Annotated in this window: 18 protein-coding genes; 16 read left to right on the forward strand and 2 right to left on the reverse strand. The window is 44.9% G+C overall.

The window, feature by feature from the left end:
* The first annotated feature begins 1 nt into the window (after nucleotide 1).
* The 5 genes from ACQKMP_RS25120 to ACQKMP_RS25140 all read left to right on the forward strand — a co-directional run bounded on the left by ACQKMP_RS25120 (nucleotide 2) and on the right by ACQKMP_RS25140 (nucleotide 4,804).
* The gene (locus ACQKMP_RS25120) at nucleotides 2–286 is read left to right on the forward strand and encodes a HesB/YadR/YfhF family protein (protein WP_427471629.1); all 285 of its coding nucleotides are present in this window, start codon (nucleotides 2–4) and stop codon (nucleotides 284–286) included.
* A 144-nt stretch (nucleotides 287–430) separates the two neighbouring features.
* The gene (locus ACQKMP_RS25125; RefSeq protein WP_427471630.1) at nucleotides 431–1,237 is read left to right on the forward strand and encodes a helix-turn-helix domain-containing protein; all 807 of its coding nucleotides are present in this window, start codon (nucleotides 431–433) and stop codon (nucleotides 1,235–1,237) included.
* A gap of 214 nt (nucleotides 1,238–1,451) precedes the next feature.
* A complete protein-coding gene (locus tag ACQKMP_RS25130; RefSeq protein WP_427471631.1) occupies nucleotides 1,452–2,756 on the forward strand; it encodes an NtaA/DmoA family FMN-dependent monooxygenase in 1,305 nt (434 codons plus the stop codon).
* A gap of 25 nt (nucleotides 2,757–2,781) precedes the next feature.
* A complete protein-coding gene (locus ACQKMP_RS25135; protein ID WP_427471632.1) occupies nucleotides 2,782–3,828 on the forward strand; it encodes an NAD(P)/FAD-dependent oxidoreductase in 1,047 nt (348 codons plus the stop codon).
* A 28-nt stretch (nucleotides 3,829–3,856) separates the two neighbouring features.
* A complete protein-coding gene (locus ACQKMP_RS25140) occupies nucleotides 3,857–4,804 on the forward strand; it encodes an ABC transporter substrate-binding protein (RefSeq protein WP_427471633.1) in 948 nt (315 codons plus the stop codon).
* A gap of 161 nt (nucleotides 4,805–4,965) precedes the next feature.
* Here ACQKMP_RS25140 and ACQKMP_RS25145 read toward each other — a convergent pair whose 3' ends face one another.
* Nucleotides 4,966–5,541, reverse strand: a complete 576-nt coding sequence (locus tag ACQKMP_RS25145; RefSeq protein ID WP_042188417.1) for a dihydrofolate reductase family protein — start codon at nucleotides 5,539–5,541, stop codon at nucleotides 4,966–4,968.
* Nucleotides 5,542–5,700: 159 nt separating this feature from the next.
* Between ACQKMP_RS25145 and ACQKMP_RS25150 the strand changes: the two genes are divergently transcribed.
* The 5 genes from ACQKMP_RS25150 to ACQKMP_RS25170 all read left to right on the forward strand — a co-directional run bounded on the left by ACQKMP_RS25150 (nucleotide 5,701) and on the right by ACQKMP_RS25170 (nucleotide 15,419).
* Complete coding sequence (locus ACQKMP_RS25150; RefSeq protein WP_427471634.1) at nucleotides 5,701–7,623, forward strand: AraC family transcriptional regulator; 1,923 nt, start codon at nucleotides 5,701–5,703, stop codon at nucleotides 7,621–7,623.
* A gap of 400 nt (nucleotides 7,624–8,023) precedes the next feature.
* The gene (gene codB / locus ACQKMP_RS25155) at nucleotides 8,024–9,301 is read left to right on the forward strand and encodes a cytosine permease (protein ID WP_427471635.1); all 1,278 of its coding nucleotides are present in this window, start codon (nucleotides 8,024–8,026) and stop codon (nucleotides 9,299–9,301) included.
* Nucleotides 9,270–10,538 carry a cytosine deaminase gene (locus tag ACQKMP_RS25160; RefSeq protein ID WP_042188420.1) on the forward strand — a complete coding sequence of 423 codons (1,269 nt, stop codon included), beginning with the start codon at nucleotides 9,270–9,272 and terminating at the stop codon, nucleotides 10,536–10,538. Before codB ends, ACQKMP_RS25160 begins: the two co-directional genes overlap by 32 nt.
* Nucleotides 10,539–10,913: 375 nt before the next feature.
* Entirely contained in the window at nucleotides 10,914–14,210 is a 3,297-nt protein-coding gene (locus ACQKMP_RS25165) for a chitinase N-terminal domain-containing protein (RefSeq protein ID WP_427471636.1), read from the forward strand.
* Nucleotides 14,211–14,429: 219 nt separating this feature from the next.
* Entirely contained in the window at nucleotides 14,430–15,419 is a 990-nt protein-coding gene (locus ACQKMP_RS25170; RefSeq protein WP_341086698.1) for an alpha/beta hydrolase, read from the forward strand.
* An 82-nt stretch (nucleotides 15,420–15,501) separates the two neighbouring features.
* Here ACQKMP_RS25170 and ACQKMP_RS25175 read toward each other — a convergent pair whose 3' ends face one another.
* Nucleotides 15,502–16,020 carry a TetR/AcrR family transcriptional regulator gene (locus tag ACQKMP_RS25175; protein ID WP_427471637.1) on the reverse strand — a complete coding sequence of 173 codons (519 nt, stop codon included), beginning with the start codon at nucleotides 16,018–16,020 and terminating at the stop codon, nucleotides 15,502–15,504.
* A gap of 196 nt (nucleotides 16,021–16,216) precedes the next feature.
* On the opposite strand from ACQKMP_RS25175, the gene ACQKMP_RS25180 reads away from it, so the two are divergent.
* The 6 genes from ACQKMP_RS25180 (at nucleotide 16,217) to cydC (ending at nucleotide 25,521) form a co-directional block, all read left to right on the forward strand.
* Nucleotides 16,217–18,064 (forward strand): hypothetical protein, encoded by a 1,848-nt coding sequence (locus tag ACQKMP_RS25180; RefSeq protein ID WP_427471638.1) that lies wholly within the window; start codon nucleotides 16,217–16,219, stop codon nucleotides 18,062–18,064.
* A 62-nt stretch (nucleotides 18,065–18,126) separates the two neighbouring features.
* Complete coding sequence (locus tag ACQKMP_RS25185; RefSeq protein WP_076283694.1) at nucleotides 18,127–18,978, forward strand: GNAT family N-acetyltransferase; 852 nt, start codon at nucleotides 18,127–18,129, stop codon at nucleotides 18,976–18,978.
* A 540-nt stretch (nucleotides 18,979–19,518) separates the two neighbouring features.
* The gene (locus tag ACQKMP_RS25190) at nucleotides 19,519–20,883 is read left to right on the forward strand and encodes a cytochrome ubiquinol oxidase subunit I (protein WP_149645730.1); all 1,365 of its coding nucleotides are present in this window, start codon (nucleotides 19,519–19,521) and stop codon (nucleotides 20,881–20,883) included.
* A complete protein-coding gene (locus tag ACQKMP_RS25195) occupies nucleotides 20,880–21,896 on the forward strand; it encodes a cytochrome d ubiquinol oxidase subunit II (RefSeq protein ID WP_042188427.1) in 1,017 nt (338 codons plus the stop codon). Before ACQKMP_RS25190 ends, ACQKMP_RS25195 begins: the two co-directional genes overlap by 4 nt.
* Nucleotides 21,897–21,964: 68 nt before the next feature.
* The gene (cydD, locus tag ACQKMP_RS25200; protein WP_427471639.1) at nucleotides 21,965–23,797 is read left to right on the forward strand and encodes a thiol reductant ABC exporter subunit CydD; all 1,833 of its coding nucleotides are present in this window, start codon (nucleotides 21,965–21,967) and stop codon (nucleotides 23,795–23,797) included.
* On the forward strand, nucleotides 23,794–25,521 hold the full coding sequence (gene cydC / locus ACQKMP_RS25205) for a thiol reductant ABC exporter subunit CydC (RefSeq protein WP_427471640.1): 1,728 nt from the start codon (nucleotides 23,794–23,796) through the stop codon (nucleotides 25,519–25,521). Before cydD ends, cydC begins: the two co-directional genes overlap by 4 nt.
* The last annotated feature ends 27 nt before the right edge of the window (nucleotides 25,522–25,548 follow it).

Genomic DNA, 25,548 nt, shown 5'->3' on the forward strand with positions numbered 1-25,548 from the left:
AATGATATCATTTGCAGTTTCCGAAAAAGCATTGGATTCATTTAAGAATGAATGGGATTTGGAAGAGGGTCAATATGTAAGAATTTATGCAAAATATGCCGGTGGAGGCTCAGATGCTTTCACTGTTGGAATTAATGCAAGTGCTACACCGATCGATCCAGCATGGGTTCAATCCATTGGTGGATTTCATTTCTTTGTTGAAAACACTGATGTTTGGATTTTACAGGATGAACTTCTTCAAATTGATTGTAATGAAGACGGCATATTTTCAACCAAAATCTCCTGAGCATCTTCTTGGGTGCAATGTACAGTAGAATATCTACTACACTTCTAGCAATTTTGCACACTATTGTCTATACTATTTTAAATAAATATCAGAATCCGATCTGATTTTAAAAGAAGCATGGTGCTAGGAAGCAGGTGCAGAACATTGATAAATTTGGACAAATTAGCAAAGGCATTTACTAAAGGTGTCTATGATATAGAAGATAGAAGCAGATTAGTCATCCAGCCCAAAAGTTTATTAAGTGAATTTACCACCGTTAAGCATGGATTTCTGTTTATCATTCGCGGGGGAGCCAGAATACGTGTGAATGGAACCGTATATGAATTACGGCCAGGGTCAGTTTTTCATGCGGCTCCAGGTATGCAAATGGATTCGCAGGTTATAGGACAATCAGAGCTTGAGTATTACTCCCTTTTTTATAAATTGGATATGCCAGAAGAAATGAATTGTACTACCGAATTTGACTCTCATTTCAAGCTGGAGCCAGGAGCCAATCTAAAAATTATTGAGTTACTAATCATGCTTCATCAGAATACTCATCCATCCGGAGAGATTGGAAAGCTGCGTATCAAAGAGCTGTTCTTAAGCCTAATGCATCAGGTTCTGATTGCTTGCAGTTACAGAGAGAACGACAGTTCACCGAATCAAAGGATGGTAGACGAAGCCCTCGCATACATTAAACTCCATTATATGAATTCACTTACACTCGGTGAGTTAGCGGAACGGCATGCAATGAGTACGAACCGCTTCTCTTACTTCTTTCACAAATACACGGGGCTGCGCCCAATCGACTATGTCGTTAATTATCGTATGGAACGAGCTTGTGACTTACTCAAAGCAGGCAATTTTCCTATCCACGAGATTGCAGACCGTGTCGGTTATGACAATCCGTTGTATTTCAGCCGATTATTTAAAAAGAAATTCGGTGTTTCTCCCTCTACCTATAGATAATTAGATAATATACATATTGAGTTTCTTATACTTGAATTAAGTCTGCAGCTACTGGTGATGAACCAGAAGTGCAGACTTTTTTATTTAGATTAAATAATGATGCATGTAGAATTTAAGATTTGTACATTTGAATTCATTTAAATTTTTGATAAACTCACCCTTGTAACTGAGAATCATTATCAGTAAATTGATTATAAATGAAAGGCTGGTAGATATGACAGGAAACAGACAATTATGTATTGGGTTGTCCTTAAATGCAACCTGGATGAAAGGAGACGGCTGGCGGCACCCGGATAGCGGAGTCGAAAAGATGGGGTCTATCGAATATTATATTGATTTGGCAAAAATGGCGGAGAATTCTAAGCTCGATTTTCTATTCAGGGCTGATTATCTGTATGTTAGCCCGCAGATGTTAGGGGATTCCTCTAATTTCGGCAGCCCGGACCCTGCATTGTTTTTTGCAGCGATAGCCCGTGAAACCGAACGGATCGGACTAGTGACGACGATTTCTACCACTTTTAATCCGCCTTATGTTGTAGCAAGACAGCTTCAGTCTTTACACTGGCTGAGCAATGGACGTGCTGGCTGGAATATTGTCACATCTATTGAAGGCGCCGATAATTTCAGCGATTCACCTATGCCTTCACCGGAAGAGAGATATGCCAAGGCAAAAGAGTTCACGGATGTTGTATGCAAGCTGTGGGAGAGTTTTCCGAATGAAGCGATTGTTATCGACCGTCTGTCGGGTATGTTCTCGGATAAGGATAAAGTGACTGCTATAAATCATTCCGGAGAATTTTTCAGTGTAAAAGGACCACTTACTTTGCCTGCTCACAGGTCAGGAACGCCTCCGCTATTTCAAGCAGGCGCTTCGGATATTGGGCGGAATTTCGCTTCTTCCGTTGCAGATGCTATTTTTGCAGCAATGCCGGATATCGAATCAGGAGTGGAGCTAAGAAATGATCTGAGAAAAAGAGCGGCAGAGCAGGGACGTGATCCGGATGCCATCAGAGTTTTGCCGGGCTTATATTTTTTCCTGGCTGATACGCGCGAAGAAGCGCTTGAATTACATAAGACCGCACATGCGAATTTAAGTCTTGAGCGCAGACATGCATCGCTTAAATCGGTGTTAGGTCTTGATTTAACCGGTTATTCCATAGATAGGCGCGTAACTGCCGATATGTTACCCGATCCAAATCAGGCCGTCCGCAGCCGGACACATGCCGAACTATTGCGGCGGTATATTATCAAAAACCAGCCTACAGTGAAAGAGATCCTGGACAGGCCGGAGGTTGTCGGATCTGCTCATTGGGTATCTGTCGGGACAGTCGAGGATGTACTGAACGATATTATTGAGCGGTTTGAAGCGGGGGCTATGGATGGCTTCATCGCCTTGCCGGGCGGTTCAGAACAATCTATGGAACTGTTTTTTGAGAAGCTGGTACCAAAGCTGGTTGAGAGAGGCTTGTTCCGAAGTGAATATACGGGGTGCACTTTTCGTGAGCATCTAGGGATATAAAAAAGAGAGTTGAGGCGATTGAACGATGCATGAAGAGGAAATGTTTGATGTTACGATTATTGGCGGCGGTCCGGCCGGATTATTTGCTGCATTTTATAGTGGACTCCGCGAAATGAAGACCAAAATCATTGAATTTCAGCCTGTACTTGGCGGCAAGGTGCATGTCTATCCGGAAAAGATGATCTGGGATGTGGGAGGCTTACAACCTATTTTTGGCTCGCAGCTTATTGAACAAATGGTTGCGCAAGGGATGACGTTCCAACCGGAGGTTGCTTTTAATGAAAAGGTCACATCCATCTCGGAAGATGAAGCAGGTTACTTTATATTGCACACGGCCGCAAACCGGAAGCATTTCACTAGAACTGTAATATTGGCCATTGGAGGAGGCATTCTGAAGCCGATTAAGCTTGAAATCGAGGGTGCCGAAAGATTTGAAATCACTAATTTGCATTATACGGTGAAGTCACTTGCCCGATTTAAAGAGAAGACTATCCTAATATCGGGAGGGGGACATTCTGCTGTTGACTGGGCGAACGAACTGGCCCCGATTGCCAAGAAGGTGTATTTAACGTACCGGAAAGAGAACTTAAAGGGACATGAAGCCGATATTTCACGCTTGGCGAACAATGGCGTAGTGTGCTTGTTAAATACTTCAATCGAAAAATTGATTGCCACACCGGATCACGAAAGAATAGAGACGGTACTGCTAAAAAGCAATGACAACGGAGAAGCATTTGATCTGTCCGTTGATGAGGTCATCATTAATCACGGCTATGAACGCGACAAGGAACTACTGGTGAACAGTGAAATTAAAATTGATCTGTGGGAACATCGGATTTCAGGATCAGCAATGAGCGGGACATCCGTGCCGGGTATTTATGCGGCAGGTGATGTTCTGCATCATGAAGGTAAGCTGCACCTGATAGCGGGAGCGTTCCAGGATTCTGCCAATGCAGTAAACCAGGCCAAACAATACATCACGCCAGAGGCAAATTCGACCGGGATGGTGTCTTCGCACAATGACCTGTTCATACAGAAAAACCGTGATTTAATGAAGCATTTATACAGATAGTAATGATAACAACTCAAGGGGGAGCCAAATGAATAGACTATTTGGATGGATTGCATCCTTAATTATAATAGCAGGATTACTGGCTGGATGTTCCGAAACTTCAGTCACAACTGCACCTGAAGTCGGCAAGATCGAGGAAGAGGGATGGCCAAGAACAATTGCAGATGCCAGCGACAATGGAGTGGTGCTCAAGACACGACCTGAGCGGATAGCGGTTCTGCATCCTTTGTATTTGGACTACTTTTTCGCTCTAGATACGCCTCCAATCGCATCAACTAACGCAGCTGAAGCAATGAAAGATTTCGCTACTTTACAGCCTTATGCCGGAACTGCTGAGATTATTGATTTGGGCAATAGCAATGCGAATCTGGAAATGATCATGGATGCAAAGCCTGATGTGATTGTAACCTTCAAGGGTTCTGTTGATAGCAATTATGATGAGTTGAATAAGATTGCACCTGTCATCTTAATTGACTACACCGATACCTGGGAAAAAACGACTATGCTGTGTGCTCAGATTGTTGGAAAAGAGACGTTAGCGGAACAAGCCATTAAGGAAACACAAGAAATGATAGCCAATACGAAAAAACAGTTAAATAGTCTTGAAAATAAGACCTTTGCCTTGCTACGGGTCGATGGAAAAGCCAATTTTAATGCTCAAGGCTCTAAAAACACGATGTACTACAATCAAACAGTGGGCTTTGGGTTGTTGCCACCAAAGGGATATCCCGAGGAGGGTGGGGCTCTTTCTCTGGAGGGTCTATACAGCATGAATCCCGATTATATTATTATCCAGCATGATATGGATATCGCAAAGGCGGCCATCAAGGAGAAGGAAACTTCAAAAGCGTGGAACTCACTGGAAGCAGTAAAAAACAATCATGTTCTTATCTTTGATAATTCACTAAACAGCGCAAGTATCCTGGCTGTCCGTTTGGCTGCAGATCATTTCCTGCAATTGGCGGCTGAACAATAATTTATTATACAAAAATCCGATTGACGCTGCTGGGCGCAATCGGATTTTTGTTATTTAGATAAATATCTTGTCCTGTTGTTTGGTGAAAATAAAGTATTAGACTGCAGCTGTTGTCGTTCCAATAACGTTCCCCGTTAGCATAATCACCTTAAGTGACAAGGTCATCTTAGCGTCTGGTAAACGAGGCCTATGGCTCCAGAATCAAAGGTCTTGTTTTCGATTAGCTTAAGATTGATCTTCTCCTTGAGACCTTGGAATAACGGCAATCCCTTACCGATCAGAACGGGAGAAACCGTAATTTTATACTCATCAATTAAATCAAGCTGCATGAGGTGGTGTGCGAACCTAGGACTGCCGAGGATGACCATATCCTTGCCTGGCTGCTGTTTGAGGTTATTGATCTCTTTCTCGACATCTTCTTTCACGAGTCTGGAATTATTCCATTCGACTTTCTCCAGCGTCGTGGAAAAAACGATTTTGGCTGTCTTTTCGATCCACTCGGCATGATTCCGTTCATGCTGCGAAGCTGATGGGTTCGAAGGCACAGATGGCCAGTAACTATGCATCATCTGATAAGTCCCACGTCCCCAAAGGACAGTGTCGGCAGTACTCAGAATTTCTTTCGCATGTTTCTCCAAATCAGCATCGTAGGAAACCCAACCAATGTCCATTTCACCATTAGGCCCTTCAACAAAACCGTCAAGCGATGTGTGAAGAAATAGAACGAGTTTTCTCATTTTCAGTTCTCCTTTGATCATGAGGGATATTTACATTATACATTAACTACATTTTAACAGTTTTCTTCAGTCTAGTCCTTTATTATCTTTAGACAACTGTTATTGATAATGGTTATCATTTATGATGATCATTAGACAGATAACGGAGGGGTAGTCATTATGCACATCAACAATCAAATATTTCTTTGGGATCAAGCGACCGTCAAGTTATTGGATGTACGCCAAATTGAAATGGTTCAAAGCGAAATTCTTCAAAAATATAAGATTCCTGCCAGTATATTTTTACTTTCGGTACATGGGAGCGCTCAAGTTCAGTTAGATCAGGCCGAATTTTCTTTTACAGGATTTCAAATCCTCCATAGCGGGAAAGGGGCGACCCTCAATATTGTTCCGACAAGCAAGAAATTTGTTTACTATATCATTTACTACCGTGCATGGATTCATGAAGAGGATCCCTTCCAAATACAATATTGTTTTTCCCCTAATGCACCTATTTTACTTTATAACAAATTTCAAATGATGCATCAAAAATGGAACAGGCAAGAAGAGAGACTCCATGTTAAATCACTGTTTTATCAATTCATTGATCAGGTTTTAAAAGAATTACATAAAAAAGAGAATGAGGTGAAACAAACAAGTGTTGCAGTTCAAGTAATCACCTATATCCAGGAATACTATGCGGAGCCAATTACATTAGATTCTCTTGCGGAAGTATTTAATTTCAGTGCTTATCATTTGTCATCATTGTTTAAAGAGTACACAGGTATGAGTCCGATTGATTACTTAATTCGTTTTCGGCTTGAACGTGCAACAGAGCTTTTAATGACAACAGAGGCTTCTGTCGGGGAAATTGCAGCAAGCGTTGGTTATAAAGACGTTTATTATTTCAGCCGAATTTTTAAGAAAAGAAAAGGTGTATCCCCTGCACATTTTAGAACAAGAGAGATACAGGCACATAAAGTTGCTGAAAGTCCATCAAACTTCCCCATATCCTCTATTTTTGAACACATCGTTCAACAGTATATTAATAATGATAATCATTATCATAATACGGAAAAAGGGGAATTACATATGTTTAAAATGACAAAATCTCAGACGACGGCAGCTTTGCTGCTTTGCGGTTCTCTATTATTAGGCGCTTGCTCAAGCGGGACGGGCACAGTTGCGAAGGAGCAGAGTACTGGGAATGGAACCGAAAATCAAACTGCATTAGAAGAAAGTTCGAAGACTCGAATAGTATCAACCCCAAAGGGAGATGTGGAAGTACCTGCAGAGCCAAAAAGAGTAGCCGCTGACCAATATATGGGGCATTTATTAAAATTAGGAATTGTTCCAATCGGTGCAAGAACATTTATGCTGGATGAAGGCTGGATGGAAAAGGCGGACATTCCGAAAGAAACGATCGAGAAAATTGAAGATTTAGGGGATTTTCCTTTAAACCTGGAAAAATTAACGATGCTAGATCCGGACTTAATTATCGGTTCAATCGATGAGAACATAGAACAATATGAGAAGATTGGAACGACTGTTTTTCTGCCTTATTGGGAGGGGTTAACAACCGCAGGGCCGCTTGATAAATTCAGGGGTGTAAGCAAGATATTCGGAAAAGAAAAAGAAGCAGAAGAATGGATTACGGAATACGAACAGAAAGTAGCTGAAGCAAAGTCGAAACTCGCCGGTGTTATCAAGGAAGGGGAAACCGTTTCGGTTGTTTCATTTTCAGAAAAAGCGGTATACGTCTTAGCGGCAAAGGGAGGAAACTATGGTTCTTCCACTATATACAATATGCTGCAGCTGCCTCCAACAGAAAGTGCAAAAAATATGGCGGAGGGGTTTGAATCGATTTCACTTGAAGTGCTCCCAGAATACTTAGGGGATTATGTTTTTGTTTATAATGGCGATGCTGATGCAACAAATAAAGCAATGGAAAGTAACATATGGAAAGGCATCCCTGCAGTGAAAAATGGCAAAGTTTATTTGTATGGTGATAACTATCATGATGAATTCGTAATGGAGGACCCTTTTTCATTAGAGCTTCAGCTGGATACGATTGTGAATTTATTACTTGGCACTACTAAATAATTTAATAGATATGGCACATCTGAGGTTGTCCGGTACCACATAAGGCTTTGTCCTATGAGCAAGTGCCTTGGTCGACCTCATCCACATAAAAATTCCAAGCGCAGCATTCAAAAGAGGATTTTTATCAATGGATATTAATGACATTGACATCTATAGGTTTTTCTAAAATAATAGAATGTAATTGAATACTGGTACCTTTAATTCAGTCCAGAGAGGCTGACAAGGACAGCGGATTTTTATAATCACGTGAGAAGCAGGGCATATTCCGTCAAGGGATGCTCTGTGTCTTAGCGCGGGTTATGATGAACAAAAGAGGCTACTTGTCAGTTTGATCTGACGAGTAGCCTCTTTTGTTTCTGCTTTTTTGGTATCAGGACACTTTATACTTGGGGGTATTCTGATGAGTAAACAAGATCAAGAGTTTTCGTGGCAAGCGGTGCCGAAAACGCAGAGAAATCATTTTGGAAAGACGTTCTCCGTCATGTTAGCATTCACTTTCTTTTCCGCAAGCATGCTGGCAGGGGGAACGTTAGGAGTCAGCTTGACATTCATGGAGTTCATTGGAATCGTACTTGCCGGTAATCTGGCACTCGGCATCTATACCGGAGCTCTGGCACATATCGCTGCCAAAACAGGTCTTTCCACGCATTTGCTTGCAAAATATGCGTTCGGTGAAAAAGGCTCGTACCTTCCTTCTTTCCTGCTTGGCTTCACACAGGTCGGTTGGTTCGGTGTCGGTGTAGCCATGTTCGCGGTACCGGTCGCCAGAGCGATGGACTGGAATGTGTACCTTTTGATCTTCGTGTTTGGTCTCGCAATGACGGCATCAGCCATCTTCGGCATGAAGTCGCTCGTTATTCTGGGTTATATAGCAGTTCCGGCCATTGCTATTCTCGGTGGTTACTCCGTGTTCGAAGGAGTTAACACGCTGGGTGGTCTGCAAGGGTTGCTCGATTACTCACCAACAGAGTCGCTCACCGCAGCAGCAGCATTGACCATTTGTATCGGGTCATTCATTAGCGGCGGAACGTTGACGCCCGATTTTGCCCGGTTTGCCAGAACATCCCGACAGGCGGTTACTGCAACGGTCATTTCGTTCTTTCTAGGGAACTCACTTATGTTTCTCTTCGGTGCAGTCGGCGCAATGGCTTATAATTTGGCAGATATCTCGGAGGTCATGTTCTTGCAAGGATTGCTCATTCCTGCGATCATCGTACTGGGGCTGAACATCTGGACAACTAACGATAACGCACTTTACGCTTCCGGGCTGGGCTTTGCCAATATCACTAAAATTTCGAAAAAGTTTTTTGTTATCGTTAACGGCATCGTGGGTACCGTATTTGCCATGTGGATGTACAACAATTTCGTTGGTTTCCTGAATGTGCTGGGCGCGGCGATCCCGTCCATCGGCGCCATCATCATCGCAGACTATTTTATTGTGAAGCGCAGAAACTATAAACCATTTGCCGACATGACTTTCAAAAATGTAAACTGGATCGCGATGGTAGCTTGGGTTATCGGCGTGGCCTTCGCCCAGCTGGCTCCAGGAATAACACCACTTAATGCACTGATTGGAACAGCGGTTGTATACACCGTGATAATGCTGATCGTTGCTAAGAAAGAATCCAAAGAAATGGGGAATAAAAATGATTATACAGAACGCAAAATTGCGGGGTAAAGAAGGTTTATGGAATATTGTTGTGAAAGATGGGAAGTTTGAGCTTATCACGCAGTCAATGGAGCTAACTGCGAATGAGGAAGTAATTGATGTTAACGGCTCACTTGTGCTGCCACCGTTCATTGAACCTCATATTCACTTGGATACAACGTTAACAGCAGGTGAGCCGGAATGGAATTTGAGCGGAACACTGTTTGAAGGCATCCAGCGTTGGTCAGAACGCAAGGCCTTCCTGACGCATGAAGACGTCAAAACGCGTTCCAAAACTGCATTGAAGTGGCAGATCGCGCAGGGTATCCAGCATGTACGAACACATGTAGACGTTACTGATCCAAGCTTGACCGCCGTAAAAGCGATGCTTGAAGTGAAAGAAGAAATGGCACCGTTCATTGACATCCAGCTTGTCGCTTTTCCACAGGAAGGTATTCACTCCTTCCCGAACGGTGTGGAATTACTAGAAGAGTCGCTGAAAATGGGTGTTGACGTGGTGGGTGGTATTCCACACTTCGAATTCACAAGAGAATATGGCGTCGATTCGATGAAGGTTGCGTTTGACCTCGCTGAAAAATACGACCGTCTGATCGATATCCATTGCGACGAAATCGATGACGAGCAATCCCGTTTCTTGGAAGTTGTAGCCAAAGAAGCTTACGAACGCGGGCTTGGCTCCCGTACGACAGCAAGCCACACGACGGCGATGGGGTCATACAATGATGCATATACGTACAAATTGTTTAGATTACTGAAGATGGCTGACCTAAATTTCGTCTCCAATCCTCTGGTTAACATCCATCTGCAGGGACGCTTTGACACTTATCCGAAAAGAAGAGGGTTAACTCGCGTCAAAGAACTGCTGGAAGCGGGACTTAATGTATGCTTCGGTCACGATGACATTTTTGATCCATGGTATCCGCTTGGCACAGGCAATATGCTTCAGGTGCTGCACATGGGTATTCATGCTTCTCAGTTGCTCGGATACGATCAAATCGTAAATTCAATCGATCTTATTACGAAAAATAGCGCAAGAACGTTGAATATCGAGGATATGTATGGCATTGAAGTAGGTAAACCTGCCAACTTCATCGTTCTTGAAGCAGAGAACGAGTATGAGACCATTCGTAAACAGGCCGGAGTACTTTATTCGTTCAGAGCCGGCCGCAAAATCGCGGAAACAAAGCCGCGGGACACTTCGATCATTCTTGAGAACGGTTCGGAGAAGATTACTTTCAATAAATAATCGAATGAAGTATGTGCTCCATCAAGCAGAGCCTGCTTTTTAGCCAAAAATCCCCTCATGATAGTCAGGAATATATGAGATCACGTGAATGTGAACTCTTCCTGTATATATGGGGGATTTTTTGTGATTCTTGTGTTTGACCATTTTTCTATTGCAGGACGTTCCGGACCTAAACTCCAGTATCACTAAGACTTTTTTCATAGCTTATTTCCAAGATTCGACCTTGTTTTCACCCACTGTATAGGCCGAAAGTATAAATTTACAACACTTTACAAAAATCTATGTTTTTCCTAATCCTTATGAGATAGCATATTAGACGAAAGCGGTGGACAATTATGGAAAAATCCACCGATCTATATCTTAAGGAGGAAGAATATGAAGGAGAAGCGTTCAGGTTGGAATAAGAAGCTGCTAAAAAGCATGCTGGTTGCATCTGTTGCCGTACCCCTGCATTTGTTCGCATTCGGAGCCGGCTCGGCGATATACGCTGAGGGGCCAAGCGACCCCGCCCCATTCATTGAAGCCAAAGTGGTTAACGAGCATGCAGGCCAGAAAATTCTGTTTGACAATACCCACGCGCAGACGGCCGGAGCGGCCGACTGGGTTATTGATGGCGCTTTTTCCGATTTTGGCAATGCGCTTGCGCAAGAAGGCTATTACGTCAAAGAGCTTCGTAAGATCACTCCGATTACGCTAGGCGATCTTTCCAGCTATGACGTCTTCGTCGTGGCCGAATCTAACATTCCATATAAATCCAGCGAGCAGGCAGCTATGGCGGAATACGTGGAGAACGGCGGCAGCATCTTCTTCATCGGCGATCATTACAATGCGGACCGCAATAAGAACCGCTGGGACGGCAATGAGGCATTCAACGGTTACCGCCGTGGAGCTTGGGACAACCCAGCCAAAGGCATGAGCACCGAAGAGGCCAGTTCCGCGGCAATGCAAGGCGTGGTCAGCTCCGATTGGCTGGCGGAAGAGTTCGGTGTCCGGTTCCGCTTCAATGCGCTAGGTGACATTAACGCGACCAACATCGTGGCTCCCGATCAGGCCTTCGGTATTACATCAGGAGTATCAAGTGTAGCCATGCATGCCGGCTCCACGCTGGCAATCCTCGACCCGACCCGGGCGAAGGGCATCGTCTATCTGCCGAAAACCAACAATGCTTGGGGCAATGCGGTGGACCAAGGTGTCTACAATGGCGGCGGCGTAGCGGAAGGTCCTTATGTAGCCGTGGCGAAAAAAGGTGCCGGCAAAGCCGCCTTTCTCGGCGACTCCTCCCCAGTTGAGGATGCCACACCGAAGTATTTGCGCGAGGATACCGGTGCCAAAAAAACGACTTACGATGGCTTCAAGGAGGCTGACGATGCTGAGCTCCTGGTGAACACCGTTAACTGGCTCGCCGAACAAGAGAGCTATACGGATTTCACCAAGGTAAGTGGCCTGACGCTGGATCAGCCGACGCAGCTGCTTCCGTTCGAAGAGCCGGCGCTTTCCACCGAGCCGCAGCCAGAGCCATGGGCCGCTCCGAATGCCGGCTACAAATGGTTTGACCGCACCAGCTACAAGGCGGCCTCTTACGGCGGACCGGCGGCTACTGCAAGTGCGGTGTACAATTTCACGCACCAAACGGTGCTGCCGAACGCGCAGGATTTCCAGATTCGTGTCAGCGCAGATAATCTCCCTGCCAATACGAGCGTATCAGGCTTCCAATTGGGTATCTACCAGGTGAGTAGCGGTGCCCAGATCGCCAAGATCCAGAACAGTGACGGCACTTGGCCGAGTAGCTATGCTTACAGCGCCAACTTTAGCCTGACTTCAGACTTGAACGGCCATGCCTACAAAGATCTGACCGTGCAGATCAAACCGGGCACCACGGCTGCATCCAATCTACGTCTGCGCCAGAACGGAACGAACCTGAAGACCGCATCAGTAACGCTCGGTAACGTCCCAGCAGAACCGCTTCCGGACGAGGAAGATCCAATTCCGGCGACCGTTTCCATCGGCGAAGCCCGGACCAAGATTGTTGGATCCTTGGTGACGGTTGAGGGGATCGTAACGACTGAGCCGGGTATTTTCGGCGGGCAAACCTTTTATCTGCAGGATGAGACCGGCGGACTTTATGTCTACCAGAGCCAAAGTGGTTTCCATGCAGGCGATACGGTCAAGGTAACAGCGTCCACGGCGCTGTACAATTCGGAGCTAGAGTTGACCGAAGTTGTGCAGATCGAGAAGACCGGCACAGCGAAGCTGCCCGAGTCCGTTGACGTACCGGCTGTGAACGATACCAATCAAGGTCAGCTGCTCAAGCTTAAAGACGTGAAAGTGACGAATATTATCACAGCCACTCCAAGCGGTTCCTTTGAATTTGACGCCATCGCCGATGGGGGGACAAGCAATCACATCCGGGTGGATACCCGGACGGGCATCACGAAAGACAGCTTCCCTTATGCGGAAGGACAGAAGCTCGATATTACGGGCGTAGCCGCGATCTTCAAAGACGTATACCAACTCAAGCCTAGAAGTCTCGGCGACTTCAGCATTGTGGAAGAAGTGGGGGCTCCGGTAACGACGGCTACGCTGTCGGCAAATCCGAACGCTGCCGGCTGGTTGAACCAGCCCACCGAAGTGACCCTGAAGGCCGACTCCGATACAGCTAAGGTTTATTACTCGCTGAACGGCGGTGCGGAAGCCGTATACATCACTCCGTTGGCCGTAAGCAAAGATGGACGGCATACGCTGTCTTATCATGCGGTTTCGGGCAAGGGAAAGGCGGAAGAAACTAAGACACTGAGCCTTAATATCGACACGGTTTCACCGACAGCGGAGCTGACGGAGTCCGGTCATGCGGTCGGAGATGTGGAGGAGGAAGCCCAGCTTAAGTTTGTATTGGCTGCCGAAGATAATCTGTCTGGCGTCACCTCCAAGCAGCTTCTGTTGGATGGACAGCCCATAGCTGACGGACAGACCCTGAATGCTGCGGAGCTGGGTTCCGGGTCCCATACTGTAAACTACGTCGTGACCGACGCCGCAGGCAACACTGCCGAAAAGAGCTACACGTTCCAAATTACAGGCGGAGCGGCGCTTGCAACTGACAAGCCTGGACAGCCAGTGTTGTCTTCGAACAGCGGCTACGGTTATGGACTCAGTGACGGTAACTTTACCGTCACCATGAACCTCTGGTGGGGCAATAACGCTACCAGCTACAAGCTTTATGAGAATGGCACACTGATCGATTCCAAGTCTCTGAAGGATGTATCTCCTTCCGCGCAGACGGCAAGCACAGCGCTTTACGGTAAGCCGAATGGCACCTATATATACACAGTGGAGCTAACCAACAAATACGGCACAACCAAGAGCCAGCCGCTCACGGTGACGATCCGCGATGCCGCACCGGGCAAGCCGGTCCTGGCCCATGACAACTGGGACGGAGATGGCTCTTATAAAGTAACGATGAATCTGTGGTGGGGCACTAATGCCACAGAGTACCGCCTTTATGAGAACGGGCAACTGATCGACACGCAAGCGCTAAACGCCAACACGCCTTCGGCGCAGAGCGCTACGACTGACGTCACTGGTCGCGCTTCCGGCAATTATGAATACCGGGCGGAGCTGGTTAATGCAGCGGGAGAGACCATAAGTGATATCATCAAGGTAACCGTCAACAAATAATACGATGAGCGTTTAAATCTTGTAAGAAGTATTCGAAGGTGTTGCATACCTATTTGCTGTTGATCCAGGAGGTGCTTATATCTTTCAGATATAACGCCTCCTTTTTGACTTGTTCATATTCCGTTCATATTGTCGTCACGATGAGTACATCTTGATTGATTACACTTTGAATATGTCGTCAAGGCGGCACTTCAGATACAGGGACAAGGAAGGGAAGAGATGAACGTGGCAAATAAGGTGGAATTAAAAACAACAGGGACTAAGAGCCACAAGAAACGGAACCTATGGTTAAAAATAATCGGAGGTATTGTAGGGGCGCTCGTGTTGTTCATGGGCATCGTTTTTATCGTTGATTCTATTAGCGATGGGGTAGAGAAAAAGAAAATCGAATCGTATGGCCAGTATGTCAATGTGGATGGGAAAAAAATGAATGTGCTTATTCAAGGCAGCGGAGAACAAACGGTTGTACTCCTACCGGGACAAGGAACCCCGACGCCTGCACTTGATTTCAAATTGCTGATCGATGAAATTACCCCTAATTATAAAGTCGTGGTGGTCGAGCCTTTCGGTTATGGTTTGAGCGATGAAACCGAGAAGGAGAGAACGACTGAGAATATAGTAAGTGAGGTTCACGAAGCAGTGCAGCAACTGGGTTTAGACCGTTACATTCTAATGGGACATTCCATCGCGGGACTTTACGGAGCGACCTATGTGAACACATATCCGGATGAAGTTCTTGCTTTTGTCGGCATCGATAGCAGCGTTCCCAATCAACCCGGAATGGATGTCAAATTACCTTTGAACGCCATGAAATTTCTTCAAAAATCAGGTCTAATGAGATTGGTCCAAAAAGTGAGCGGAGATCCCTATGAATCGCTTGCGTTCGATGAGCATACCAAAGAACAGATGCGTTTGATTTCGAATCAAGTCGCGACCAATCCAACGTTGATGAATGAACTGGGCCACCTCGGTTCCAATTTCAAAAATGGAGAAAAAATCACAATGCCAAATGACTTGCCGCTGCTTCTCTTCGTTCAATCGAATAACGAGCACAATAAACAGTGGATTCCGCTGCATGAGGAGCAAGTCAAACAATCCGCACAGGGCAAAATGATCCCAATGGAAGGTTCACATTATCTGCATCATACAAAATACAAAGAAATCGCTGAGGCATTCAAAGAATACATGAAACAAATTCAAATTCAATAGTAGGGTTGATAATTAAACTGCGGAGCCGAACTTGGTTCCGTGGTTTCTTTGTTTTTTCATTTATAAACACGATTTTTAAACCTTATTCCTGGGACATTGGAGTATGGTATACCTCAAGACAAATTTTGGTCATTTCGTCAATGGATTTTGCAAAGTCTGATTGTATCCATTTAAGGAGAACATTATAGAGGGCCCCCGCTTTAAAGTATATTCGGTACACATTTTCATCGCTTTTGTCGTGAGCAGTAGAGAGCATCATTTCATTCAAGCAATCCAGAATCACATCATCAAACTTTGCGCTTTGAAGTGCTTTGTAGATGTTCCGCTGCTGAAAAACAACTTCAAAAAGCACTCTGATAAATTTTTGAGGTTCTTTAGCTTTGCCTGTTAATTCATTGGTGTAAGGTAAGAGTTTTTGATTAATTTCGAAAATAAGCGAATCGACCAAATCCACCAGGATCTCTTGCTTGGAGGAATAGTTGTTGTAATAGGCCGTTCGAGAGACCCCTGCACGCTTCACAATGTCGGTGATGGTGATTTTGTTAAAAGGCTGTTCCTGGATCAAGTAGACTAATGCCGTGCAGATGGCTTCTCTTGTCAAGCGGTTGGTTTCTTTATTGGAACGATGCTGAGAGGTATTTGGACTGAATAATTCATGATTTGAGATGACATTTCCCCTCCGTTTGTACATTCTGGTGTTCGTTTTATTGTTTTTCATGAGTCTTTTCAATATGCTAAAACCATAAGGCATTACAAATGTAATGTCAAAATAGTAGTAGATACAATGGGAGGGCGTCATGTTAGAAAACTTATATAGACGATTGTCAGCGGTGCTGCTTTTGATCCTAGCACTCTGTGCTACGGTATTTATTGGCAAAGAAACGGTTATCTCGATAGTGACCATTATCCTTTTGTTAGCGGAATTAGTCATCTCCTTTTTACTTTTAAAGAAGCGTGAGAAGTTACATGTGGTGTTAATTAGTACGATGGTGGGAGAAGGGTTGTTCTTACTAACAAGAGAGTTTTGGCTGCTTGCGCTTTCTATCTTGCTGCTGATCGTAGCAGGCATATGGAGAGGACTCTTTGGGCAAAAGGTGAGCAAAAGAGTCACTCCATTGATAGTGGTTCGTAAAGTGTTATTCAGCATTGCTGCTCTTATCGTTACTGCACTTTGGGGTATTGGAATCTATGCAAAACCTATTACAACACCTGTGGCATTACCAACTGATGCGGCTGTGACGATCGATGAACGTAAATTGGATTCTGCAGCAGTGATGCTGAAGGATATTGAAGTAATGAATTCTTTTGGAAGCCGTACAACTGGATCTGAGGGTCATAATCAATTTATTTCATGGCTGGAGCAACAGGTAACAGATATGGGGCTGAAAGTTTATCGTGATCACTATACTTTTGACCGATGGGAAGAAAAGAGCAGCTCTTTAATGATTGATCAGCAGTCAATTCATATCTCTTCAGCTTTTCCTTATTCCGGGGAAACTGACGAAAATGGGGTAACAGGGGAGCTGGTATATACGAAGCGTGGTGAGTATGACCAGGCCAGCGGAAAAATTGCTGTCATTGAAATTGAGAATTTCAGAAATTTCCCAAGTGGGATCGTTATGAACATGCGGGATTCCTCTCCAATGGAAAGCCAAATTGCCCCAAATGAAGGCGATCTAGTCCTCACTACAGCTTTAAAAGAAGCTAAATTGGAGCAAGCGAAGGAAATGGGTGTGAAAGCTGTTGTTGTTGTCTGGAAAGGGGTATCCGACGATAAGGTTGAAAAGCAGTATGTGCCTTTTACTACAGCTTATGCTGGAATTCCTGCGATCTGGGTCAATGAAACGGAAGGGAAAAAGGTGATCAGTGCAGCCCAGGAGCACAAAGAAGGTACGGTTATTTTAGAAGCGGAAATACAAAAAAATGCTCCAACAGAATCCTTTTATGTGAAAATTGACGGGAAAAATAAAGATGAAGCGATTATCATAAATACCCATACGGATGGGATAAATGTGGTGGAGGAAAATGGTGCTGTGGGCATGCTGTCCATGATTCGTTACTTACAGCAGGAGCAGCCGGAACGTACGATGATTTTCGCTTTTGTGACAGGCCATTTTAGATTACCTGATTTCAAAGGATCTTCTCAGGCGACTTCCACTTGGATGGAGGGGCATCGAGAGCTCTGGGATGGCAAGAAAGGCCATATAAAAGCTGTAGCTGGAATTACGGTTGAGCATTTAGGCAGTATGGAGTGGAAGGACGATGATACGGGTCACTATAGACCAACTGGAAAAATAAGTACAGAATATACCTATGCGGGCAATGAAATGATGGCGGCCATTTGGCTGAAGGCTATTGAAAACACCGACGGCACACGTACTGTATTATTACGTGGACATAACAAGTTTGAGTTTGGAGAGAGTCAGCCTTTGTTTGAAGCAGGGATACCGGTGATTGGCTTCATTCCAATGCCCGACTATCTGCTCGTGGATAGTGAAGATAGAGAGATGGGCAAATTTGATGCAAAGCTCATGAATACACAAATTATATCGTTACTGAAGGCGGTCAAGATAGTGGACGGAACGGAGACGACTAAGCTTGGAAAGTCAGATGGGTATTCTTTTTTCTATGGCCGTACTAAATGATGAATTGGAGATTGGCTGATGATTAAGAACTTAGTACCAAAAGAAAAGGAGAAAAAAACTACATGTTGATCAAAAGTGTTAAGGATCTTGAATTACAAGAGTTTACAACTTGCTTTAACGAAGCCTTCTCCGATTATGTAATTCCATTTCATGTTTCTTCGGAGTATTTAGCTGATAAATTTGCAGGTGCGGGAGTAAATTATCAGATGTCGTTTGGTGCTTTTGATCAAGAGAAGCTGGTTGCATTTGTTATGCATGGCATCGGGGATCGTAACGGCGAAAGTACTGCATTTAATACTGGTACAGGAGTCGTTCCTTTATATAGAGGGAGACGGCTAGTCGAACAAATTTATCGTCATGCTCTTCCCATCCTTAAAGAAGCTCATATTCAAAAGTGTTTGCTTGAAGTGATTCAAACGAATGATAAAGCTATAAAAGCGTATACCGCCATAGGATTTCAAATCCATAGAGAATTGGCTTGTTTCAAGGGGCGTATTGATGTCACCCTTCCGGACGATCATAGACATACATTCATTACAATGGTTCGACTGGAAGAATTCGATTGGACATCGGTACATTCTTATTGGAATTTTGAACCTTCTTGGGAACAATCTGTTCATGCAATTTTACGAAATCCGCATTTATACGATGTGGTCACGATAAGGGAAGAGAATAAGATTTGTGGATACGCGGTAATAAAATCGGCCAATGGAGCAGTTGTACAGTTCGGTATTTTGCGAGAAGAAAGAAACCAGGGATTTGGGCGTTCCTTATTTCATTGGATGGGAGAGAGACATTCTATCATCACCGTCAATAATGTAGACAAAAGAGATACAAATTCTATACGTTTCCTTCAAAGTGTTGGTCTTGACGTATACATCGAGCAATATGAAATGGAGAAAGATTTGTCATGACGAAGATGACATTAGCTTTAATTCAAAAACACTGATGATTTGAGTCAGTGTTTTTTTTGTTGCAGAAGGGGGTATATATTAGAGGTTAAAATGAGGAAATATTGTTTTTTTCTAACATCGAAGTAGGAGGAGACTTGTGAAATCATATATACGCTATTGAATCAATAGCTCTTTTGGGTTCTTTTTATGTTATTCACTGAGTTGTCAGAAAGATTTGACCCTTTCTTGAACATTTAGGGATTAAGAGATATCTGTGATTGAATTACTTGCAATTTAAGATAAGATGATTTTAATCATTAGGTCACGTTATTAATTTGACTGCTCAGTATCAGGTAAATCAGGCTCGCCAACTCTTGCTTTGTGAAATTTTTCTCTTTTTACATAGCAAAGAACGAGGAACGTCATACTAAAACGAACAGGCAACGATGTCGCTGAGCCCTGCTAAACCTGATATTGAATGCAGCCCAAGAATTAGCCGGCCTAATCATAAGCATCAAGTTATGACGAAAAATGAACAGCGTTTGAAGGGAGCAGTAAAGAATGGCAATTGATACGGTGCTATGGAGCAGGCTGGTGACAGGCTTGACTCTCGGGTTCCACGTTATTTTTGCGACGATTGGCGTCGGTATACCGCTAATGATCGCTATTGCAGAGTTCATCGGGATCCGCAAAAAGGATCCCCATTATACACTTATGGCAAAGAGATGGTCTCGGGGATTTGTCATTTCTGTAGCGGTTGGTGTCGTGACCGGTACAGCCATATCACTGCAATTAGCCTTGGTATGGCCGAATTTTATGAAACTGGCTGGGAATGTTATTGCACTTCCGTTATTCATGGAAGTGTTCGCGTTCTTTTTTGAGGCCATCTTCCTGGGCATTTATTTGTATACGTGGGATCGGTTTAAAAATCCGTATATCCATTGGCTGTTGACGATTCCGATTGTCGCCGGGGCAGGCATGTCTGCCGTTTTTATTACGACGGTGAACGGATTCATGAACCAGCCTGGAGGCTTTGTCATGGAAGCGGGCCAATTCACAGCGATTGACCCGGTGCAAGCGATGCTGAATACGGCGACGTTCTCCAAGGTATTCCATGTATTAAGCTCGGCCTATTTGACAGGAGCTGCCTTGTTAGCCGGGATTGCAGCCTTTGCGATGCTGAGAAAAGGAGTGTCCGCATACCACAAAAAATCCTTGAATCTCATGATGGCGGTCGTTTTGCTGTTCAGCTTGCTGAACACATTAGCTGGTGATGTGTCCGCCAAGTTTTTGGCCGAGCATCAGCCAGAGAAGCTTGCAGCGGCAGAGTGGCATTTTGAGACGGGTAGCGGTGTGGACTTGGTTCTAATGGGATGGCTGAATGCAGAGCATGAAGTGATAGGGGCTCTTCATTTGCCGAAAGTGCTCAGCTTCCTGGCCTTTGGAGACTTTAATGCGGAGGTAACGGGGCTGGAGGAATTCCCCAAGGAAGAATGGCCACCGCTTCTTGTTCACTATCTGTTTGATTTAATGGCTGGAATCGGATTTGCTCTGCTCGCGATTTCAGTCCTGTACTTCCTGTTTGTGTTCTGGAAAAAACGCAATGTGCTTAACAAGTGGATGCTTGGCATCATCGCACTGATCGCACCGCTCGCTTTTCTAGCTGTAGAGCTGGGCTGGTTTTATGCAGAGGTTGGGCGACAGCCGTGGATTATCCGCGGATATATGCGTGTAGAGGAGGCTGCCACGACTTCACCGAATGTAAGAATTATATTCTTCGCCTTATTACTCTTGTACATCGTACTCGGCAGTATGTGTGTAATCGTGCTAAGACGTTTGTTCAACAATAATCCGGCAGAAGCTGAGATGGAGAAATGGATGAAGGAACATCCTAATCAATCTGTGGAAAAGGGGGGCACTGAATGATGAGTTACGAAATAATTGGCATCTCGGTGCTCTGGCTGTTCTTGTACGGCTATTTAATTATAGCTTCCATTGATTTCGGAGCAGGATTCTTCGCCTTTTATGCCCGTTTGACGAAGCAGGATCATCTCATTAATCGTCTGATTTCCCGATATTTATCACCCGTTTGGGAGATTACAAATGTATTTTTTATCTTTTTCTATATTGGCATCGTCGGATTTTTTCCGGATACGGCCTATTATTATGGCTCTGCGCTGCTTGTTCCGGGAAGTATTGCAGTTATTCTTCTTGCGATTCGCGGTTCGTTCTACGCTTTTGAAAATTATGGTTCCAAGAAAAACATAGTATATCTTTTTTTGTACGGAGCTACAGGTCTGCTTATTCCGGCTTCGTTGTCAGTGGCACTTACTTTGTCTGAAGGCGGCTTTATTGTGAAGCAGGCTGAGACGGTTTCTCTGGATTACTGGGCGCTGTTTACCAATCCGTTATCGTGGAGCATCGTTGGACTGGCAATCGTGTCCGTTTTGTTCATAAGCGGCTCATTTCTGACTTTTTACGCATCTCGTGCAGAGGATCATTCCGCGTTGAAGCTGATGCGGAACTACGCCCTGTTTTGGAGCACACCGACTATAATTCTCGCACTGACAGCATTTATCTATTTGGGTCAACACAATGAGCGGCATTTTCAAAATATGATGGATTTATGGTGGCTCTTGGCACTTTCCGTTGCTTTCTTCATGATCGCGATGTGGCTCTTATATAACGGACGCCGTTACGGATTAGCTTTCATATGCATCATGCTGCAATTTTTCTGTGCCTTTTTCGCATATGGAATTGGGCAATACCCTTATATTCTCGATCCGTATATCACGATTCAGAGCAGTGCAACTTCACCAGCAATGGGCTTAGCGTTAGTTGTTGTGTTTATCGGCGGTCTGTGCCTGTTGATCCCATCCCTTATTCTGGTCTTCAAACTCTTCCTGTTTGATGCGGATTATGTAAAAGGGAAAAAATAAAGCTAATTGATCCATTACGGTGTGTTTGAGGTTTCTCTATAAGCCTATATATAAAGGAGGTGTGATCTGTGCCGAGGAAATCCAGTCTGATTTCTCAACAAATGTCTTCACAAAGAAAAAATATGGCCCTCCTCGCGATCCTTTCGCTCGCGCTTGGTACTGCTATTGTGAGTCAGGCTGGACTGCTTGCTGAAGCAGTCCAACGGATTTTTGTGGAGAGAGCTTCATTTTCATCGGTAATCGTGTTGCTCGGCATTCTTCTGGCTGTTATGGCTGCACGCACATTGTTGTCATATGGAAACGGTAAAGTTGGCTTGCGAATGGCTGCCACTGCCAAGACAAATATGCGCGCAGCCGTGCTTCAAAACTTGACCCATGCTTCCATGCCTTCAACCCTTCGTGGACAGACGGGATGGAAGGTCAGTATTGCTCTGGATGCTGTGGATGAGGCTGATAGTTATTTCAGTCAGTACATGCCACGTATGATGGAAGCTGCTATCATCCCGATTCTGATTTTGGTCGTTACATTTATCCAACATGCCAACACAGGTTTCATTCTATTATTTACAGCTCCATTCATCCCGCTATTCATGATTTTGGTAGGGCTGAAAACGAAGAACAAATCCGAAGAAAAATATGCGCAGCTGGCCGAGTTTTCAGGTACTTTTCTGGATTCTCTTCAAGGGCTGGTGACGTTAAAAATATTTGGACGGGCACACCGTCAGCAACAGAAAATTGAACACAGTAGCCTTAGTTACCGTGATGCCACAATGGGCATTTTGAAGATTGCGTTTACGAATACCTTCATGCTGGAATCGATCGTGATGCTAAGCATTGGCATTGTCGCTCTTGAACTGGCCATCCAATTGCTTGTTTTCAAATCTATGACGTTCCACACCGCCTTTCTCGTGTTGTTGCTCGTTCCCGAGTTTTACAACCTTTTAAAGAATACGGGAACGGCCTTTCACAGTGGCCGGACAAGTATGGGTGCGGTTCGTAAGGTGGAACAGATGCTTGAAGAACCGGCAGGGGAGAGTAGGGACGCGAATAGCATTGAAGGAGCATTAACAACCGATGGAATCAACGAGATCGACATCATGGATAGGGTCGACAGGGGAAGCAAATTAGAAATTGGAAATTCCAATGATCTTTCAGTACCGCCATCCATGGAAATAGATCATCTTCAGTTTCAATATGCTCCAGATTCATTCAAGCTTGAGACGGGTCGGATCCAGTTTAAACCGGGAGAACATATTGCGATTGTAGGTAAAAGTGGTTCCGGTAAAACGACTTTGCTCCATCTCATTGCCGGTCTGCTGAAACCAGAATCTGGAACGCTTCTGGTGAATGGAAGTCCACTCTCGCAATACGATGAAACCGAATGGTTCGAACATATTAGCTACATTACGCAGCATCCGTATATTTTTGCAGGCACATTTTCTGAAAATATTGCGATTGGTGCTCGTGGGAGCATCTCCAGGGCAGAAATTGAGCGGGCGGGGGAGGAAGCAGGACTCACTGCGCTTACAGCCCAATTGGAGCATGGATTTGATACCTTTGTTGGTGAAGGAGGCAGGGGACTGTCTGGTGGGGAAAAGCAGCGGCTTGCCTTAGCACGCGCTTTTTTGAAGCGTCCTGCTATCATTTTGTTTGATGAACCCACAGTTGGACTGGATTTGCACACCGAGCGGGTACTGCAACGCTCCATAGCCAAACTGGCAAAAACGGCTACGATGATTACGGTGGCTCACCGATTATATACGATTCAACAAGCCGACAAGATTTTGTTTATGGACAATGGAGTGTTGGTGGACTCCGGACGGCATGAAGAGCTTCTGGGGCGCCTGCCTCAATATGCCGAGATGATTGATGTAGAGCGGAAAGGGGGGATATCCTCATGAATGAACTGGCCGTTCTGTCAAAGGCGATGATTCAGGAGCGTAAGGATATCATTCTTTCGATTTTGGGTGGATTTATCGCCGGCATAGCCGGTGTGGCACTCTTTTCTGCGAGCGGGTATCTAATTTCGCAAACGGTATTTGCGCCACCGCTTTATACTTTAATTGTACTCACCTCGATGGTCAAACTGCTTGGTCTGCTTCGGGCGGCGAGTCGTTATGGAGAACGCTTATATTCTCACCGGGCGACATTCTCCATGCTTAGCCGTTTACGTACATCCTTTTTTGCCAAGCTTATTCCTTTAACGCCTGGTATATTGAACAAAAATCGAAGCGGGGATTTGCTTGCGCGGATCGTTGGGGATGTCGAAAGTTTACAAAATTATTTCTTGCGAGTCGCTTATCCTCCGATCATGGTCGTTATGGTGTTTTTGGCTACGGTGCTGTTTACTTCTACCTTTTCGATCTGGATTGCCGTTTTGTTTGTACTAGGTATGCTGATAACGGCATTCGTTGTACCGGGAATTGTGTTACTCGGGCAGCGGAGAATACATGGACGCGTTCGTGAGCAGAGGGCGCAGCTATCTACGGAAGTTACCGAAGTGTTGTACGGTTTCCGGGATTTGAAAGTATACGGTCAATTGGCACAACGGGAGGAACAGCTTCAGCACGCTTCCGCTGTATTGGCAACTGAACAGCAACGAGCAGACGGGCACTTGTTGCGCGGGCAATCGATGCACACTTTTGTTACGTTTCTCGTTTCCTGGGGAGTGCTGACGCTCGGCGCCTATTTAATTATGGAAGGAGCGCTTGCAGGCGTATTTCTTGCCATGTTGGTCATGGCATCCCAAACCGTATTTGAAGAAGCGACGGCTATGGCCACATTACCCGCGTATAAAGAGGACAGCGAACACGCAGCCAAACGACTGACGGAAACAGTTCAGACCTTTGATGAGCAGTCCTCGCAGCCAATTGGCACATTGTCTGTTGATCATGCTGTTACGATGGAACTATCCGATGTTACGTTTCAATATGATGGGGAGTGGAGACCGGCGCTCAGGGATGTGTCCCTGCACATTATACCTGGCTCCAAAACGGCGATTGTCGGGCCGAGTGGGTCAGGAAAATCAACAATTATCGAATTGCTGCTCAAACTGCGAACACCAACGGCTGGAGATATACGATTAAACGGTACTTCGGTGAAGGTACTGGATGAGACGAGCATTTGGCAGACGGCTAATGTAGTGTTTCAGCAAAGTCATTTTTTCCGGGGAACGATCCGGGACAACCTGCTGCTGAATGGAGAAGAACATACTGACGAACAATTGTTGGATGTGCTAGCTAAAATGCAGCTGCCCGATACATCGTTGACCGATATGGTGTATGAAAAAGGAGAGAATCTGTCAGACGGCGAGAAGCAGCGGTTGGCTCTGGCGCGAGCGATGCTCCGCAAAGGACGGGTATGGCTTCTGGACGAACCAACTTCATCGCTGGATTATGTGACAGAGCATCACGTTTTGAAGCATCTCTACGCACAGGCGGCTAATGATACGCTTCTCCTGATTTGTCATCGGCTAACCGGATTGGAAGAGATGGACCGAATTGTGGTCATGGACCAAGGCAAGGTAGTCGAAACGGGTTCCTATTCGGAGTTGATGGGGCAAAAAGGCTATTTTTATGAGATGAAACAAATCGAACAGCAAATGATCGGAGAAGTTGGAGTGTGATGTTTTGAAAAGTAGAAACAGTCTTGG

Origin of the sequence: Paenibacillus sp. NPDC101420, assembly GCF_050277435.1 — a bacterium.
Classification (GTDB): domain Bacteria; phylum Bacillota; class Bacilli; order Paenibacillales; family Paenibacillaceae; genus Paenibacillus_AQ.

Excerpts from the sequence above, each read along its gene's own strand:
- ACQKMP_RS25120 (WP_427471629.1), top strand. The coding sequence starts at position 2 with ATGATATCATTTGCAGTTTCCGAAAAAGCATTGGATTCATTTAAGAAT.
- ACQKMP_RS25130 (WP_427471631.1), top strand. The coding sequence starts at position 1,452 with ATGACAGGAAACAGACAATTATGTATTGGGTTGTCCTTAAATGCAACC.
- ACQKMP_RS25135 (WP_427471632.1), top strand. The coding sequence starts at position 2,782 with ATGCATGAAGAGGAAATGTTTGATGTTACGATTATTGGCGGCGGTCCG.
- ACQKMP_RS25140 (WP_427471633.1), top strand. The coding sequence starts at position 3,857 with ATGAATAGACTATTTGGATGGATTGCATCCTTAATTATAATAGCAGGA.
- ACQKMP_RS25145 (WP_042188417.1), bottom strand. The coding sequence starts at position 5,541 with ATGAGAAAACTCGTTCTATTTCTTCACACATCGCTTGACGGTTTTGTT.
- ACQKMP_RS25150 (WP_427471634.1), top strand. The coding sequence starts at position 5,701 with ATGCACATCAACAATCAAATATTTCTTTGGGATCAAGCGACCGTCAAG.
- codB (WP_427471635.1), top strand. The coding sequence starts at position 8,024 with ATGAGTAAACAAGATCAAGAGTTTTCGTGGCAAGCGGTGCCGAAAACG.
- ACQKMP_RS25160 (WP_042188420.1), top strand. The coding sequence starts at position 9,270 with ATGATTATACAGAACGCAAAATTGCGGGGTAAAGAAGGTTTATGGAAT.
- ACQKMP_RS25165 (WP_427471636.1), top strand. The coding sequence starts at position 10,914 with ATGAAGGAGAAGCGTTCAGGTTGGAATAAGAAGCTGCTAAAAAGCATG.
- ACQKMP_RS25170 (WP_341086698.1), top strand. The coding sequence starts at position 14,430 with ATGAACGTGGCAAATAAGGTGGAATTAAAAACAACAGGGACTAAGAGC.
- ACQKMP_RS25180 (WP_427471638.1), top strand. The coding sequence starts at position 16,217 with ATGTTAGAAAACTTATATAGACGATTGTCAGCGGTGCTGCTTTTGATC.
- ACQKMP_RS25185 (WP_076283694.1), top strand. The coding sequence starts at position 18,127 with ATGTTGATCAAAAGTGTTAAGGATCTTGAATTACAAGAGTTTACAACT.
- ACQKMP_RS25190 (WP_149645730.1), top strand. The coding sequence starts at position 19,519 with ATGGCAATTGATACGGTGCTATGGAGCAGGCTGGTGACAGGCTTGACT.
- ACQKMP_RS25195 (WP_042188427.1), top strand. The coding sequence starts at position 20,880 with ATGATGAGTTACGAAATAATTGGCATCTCGGTGCTCTGGCTGTTCTTG.
- cydC (WP_427471640.1), top strand. The coding sequence starts at position 23,794 with ATGAATGAACTGGCCGTTCTGTCAAAGGCGATGATTCAGGAGCGTAAG.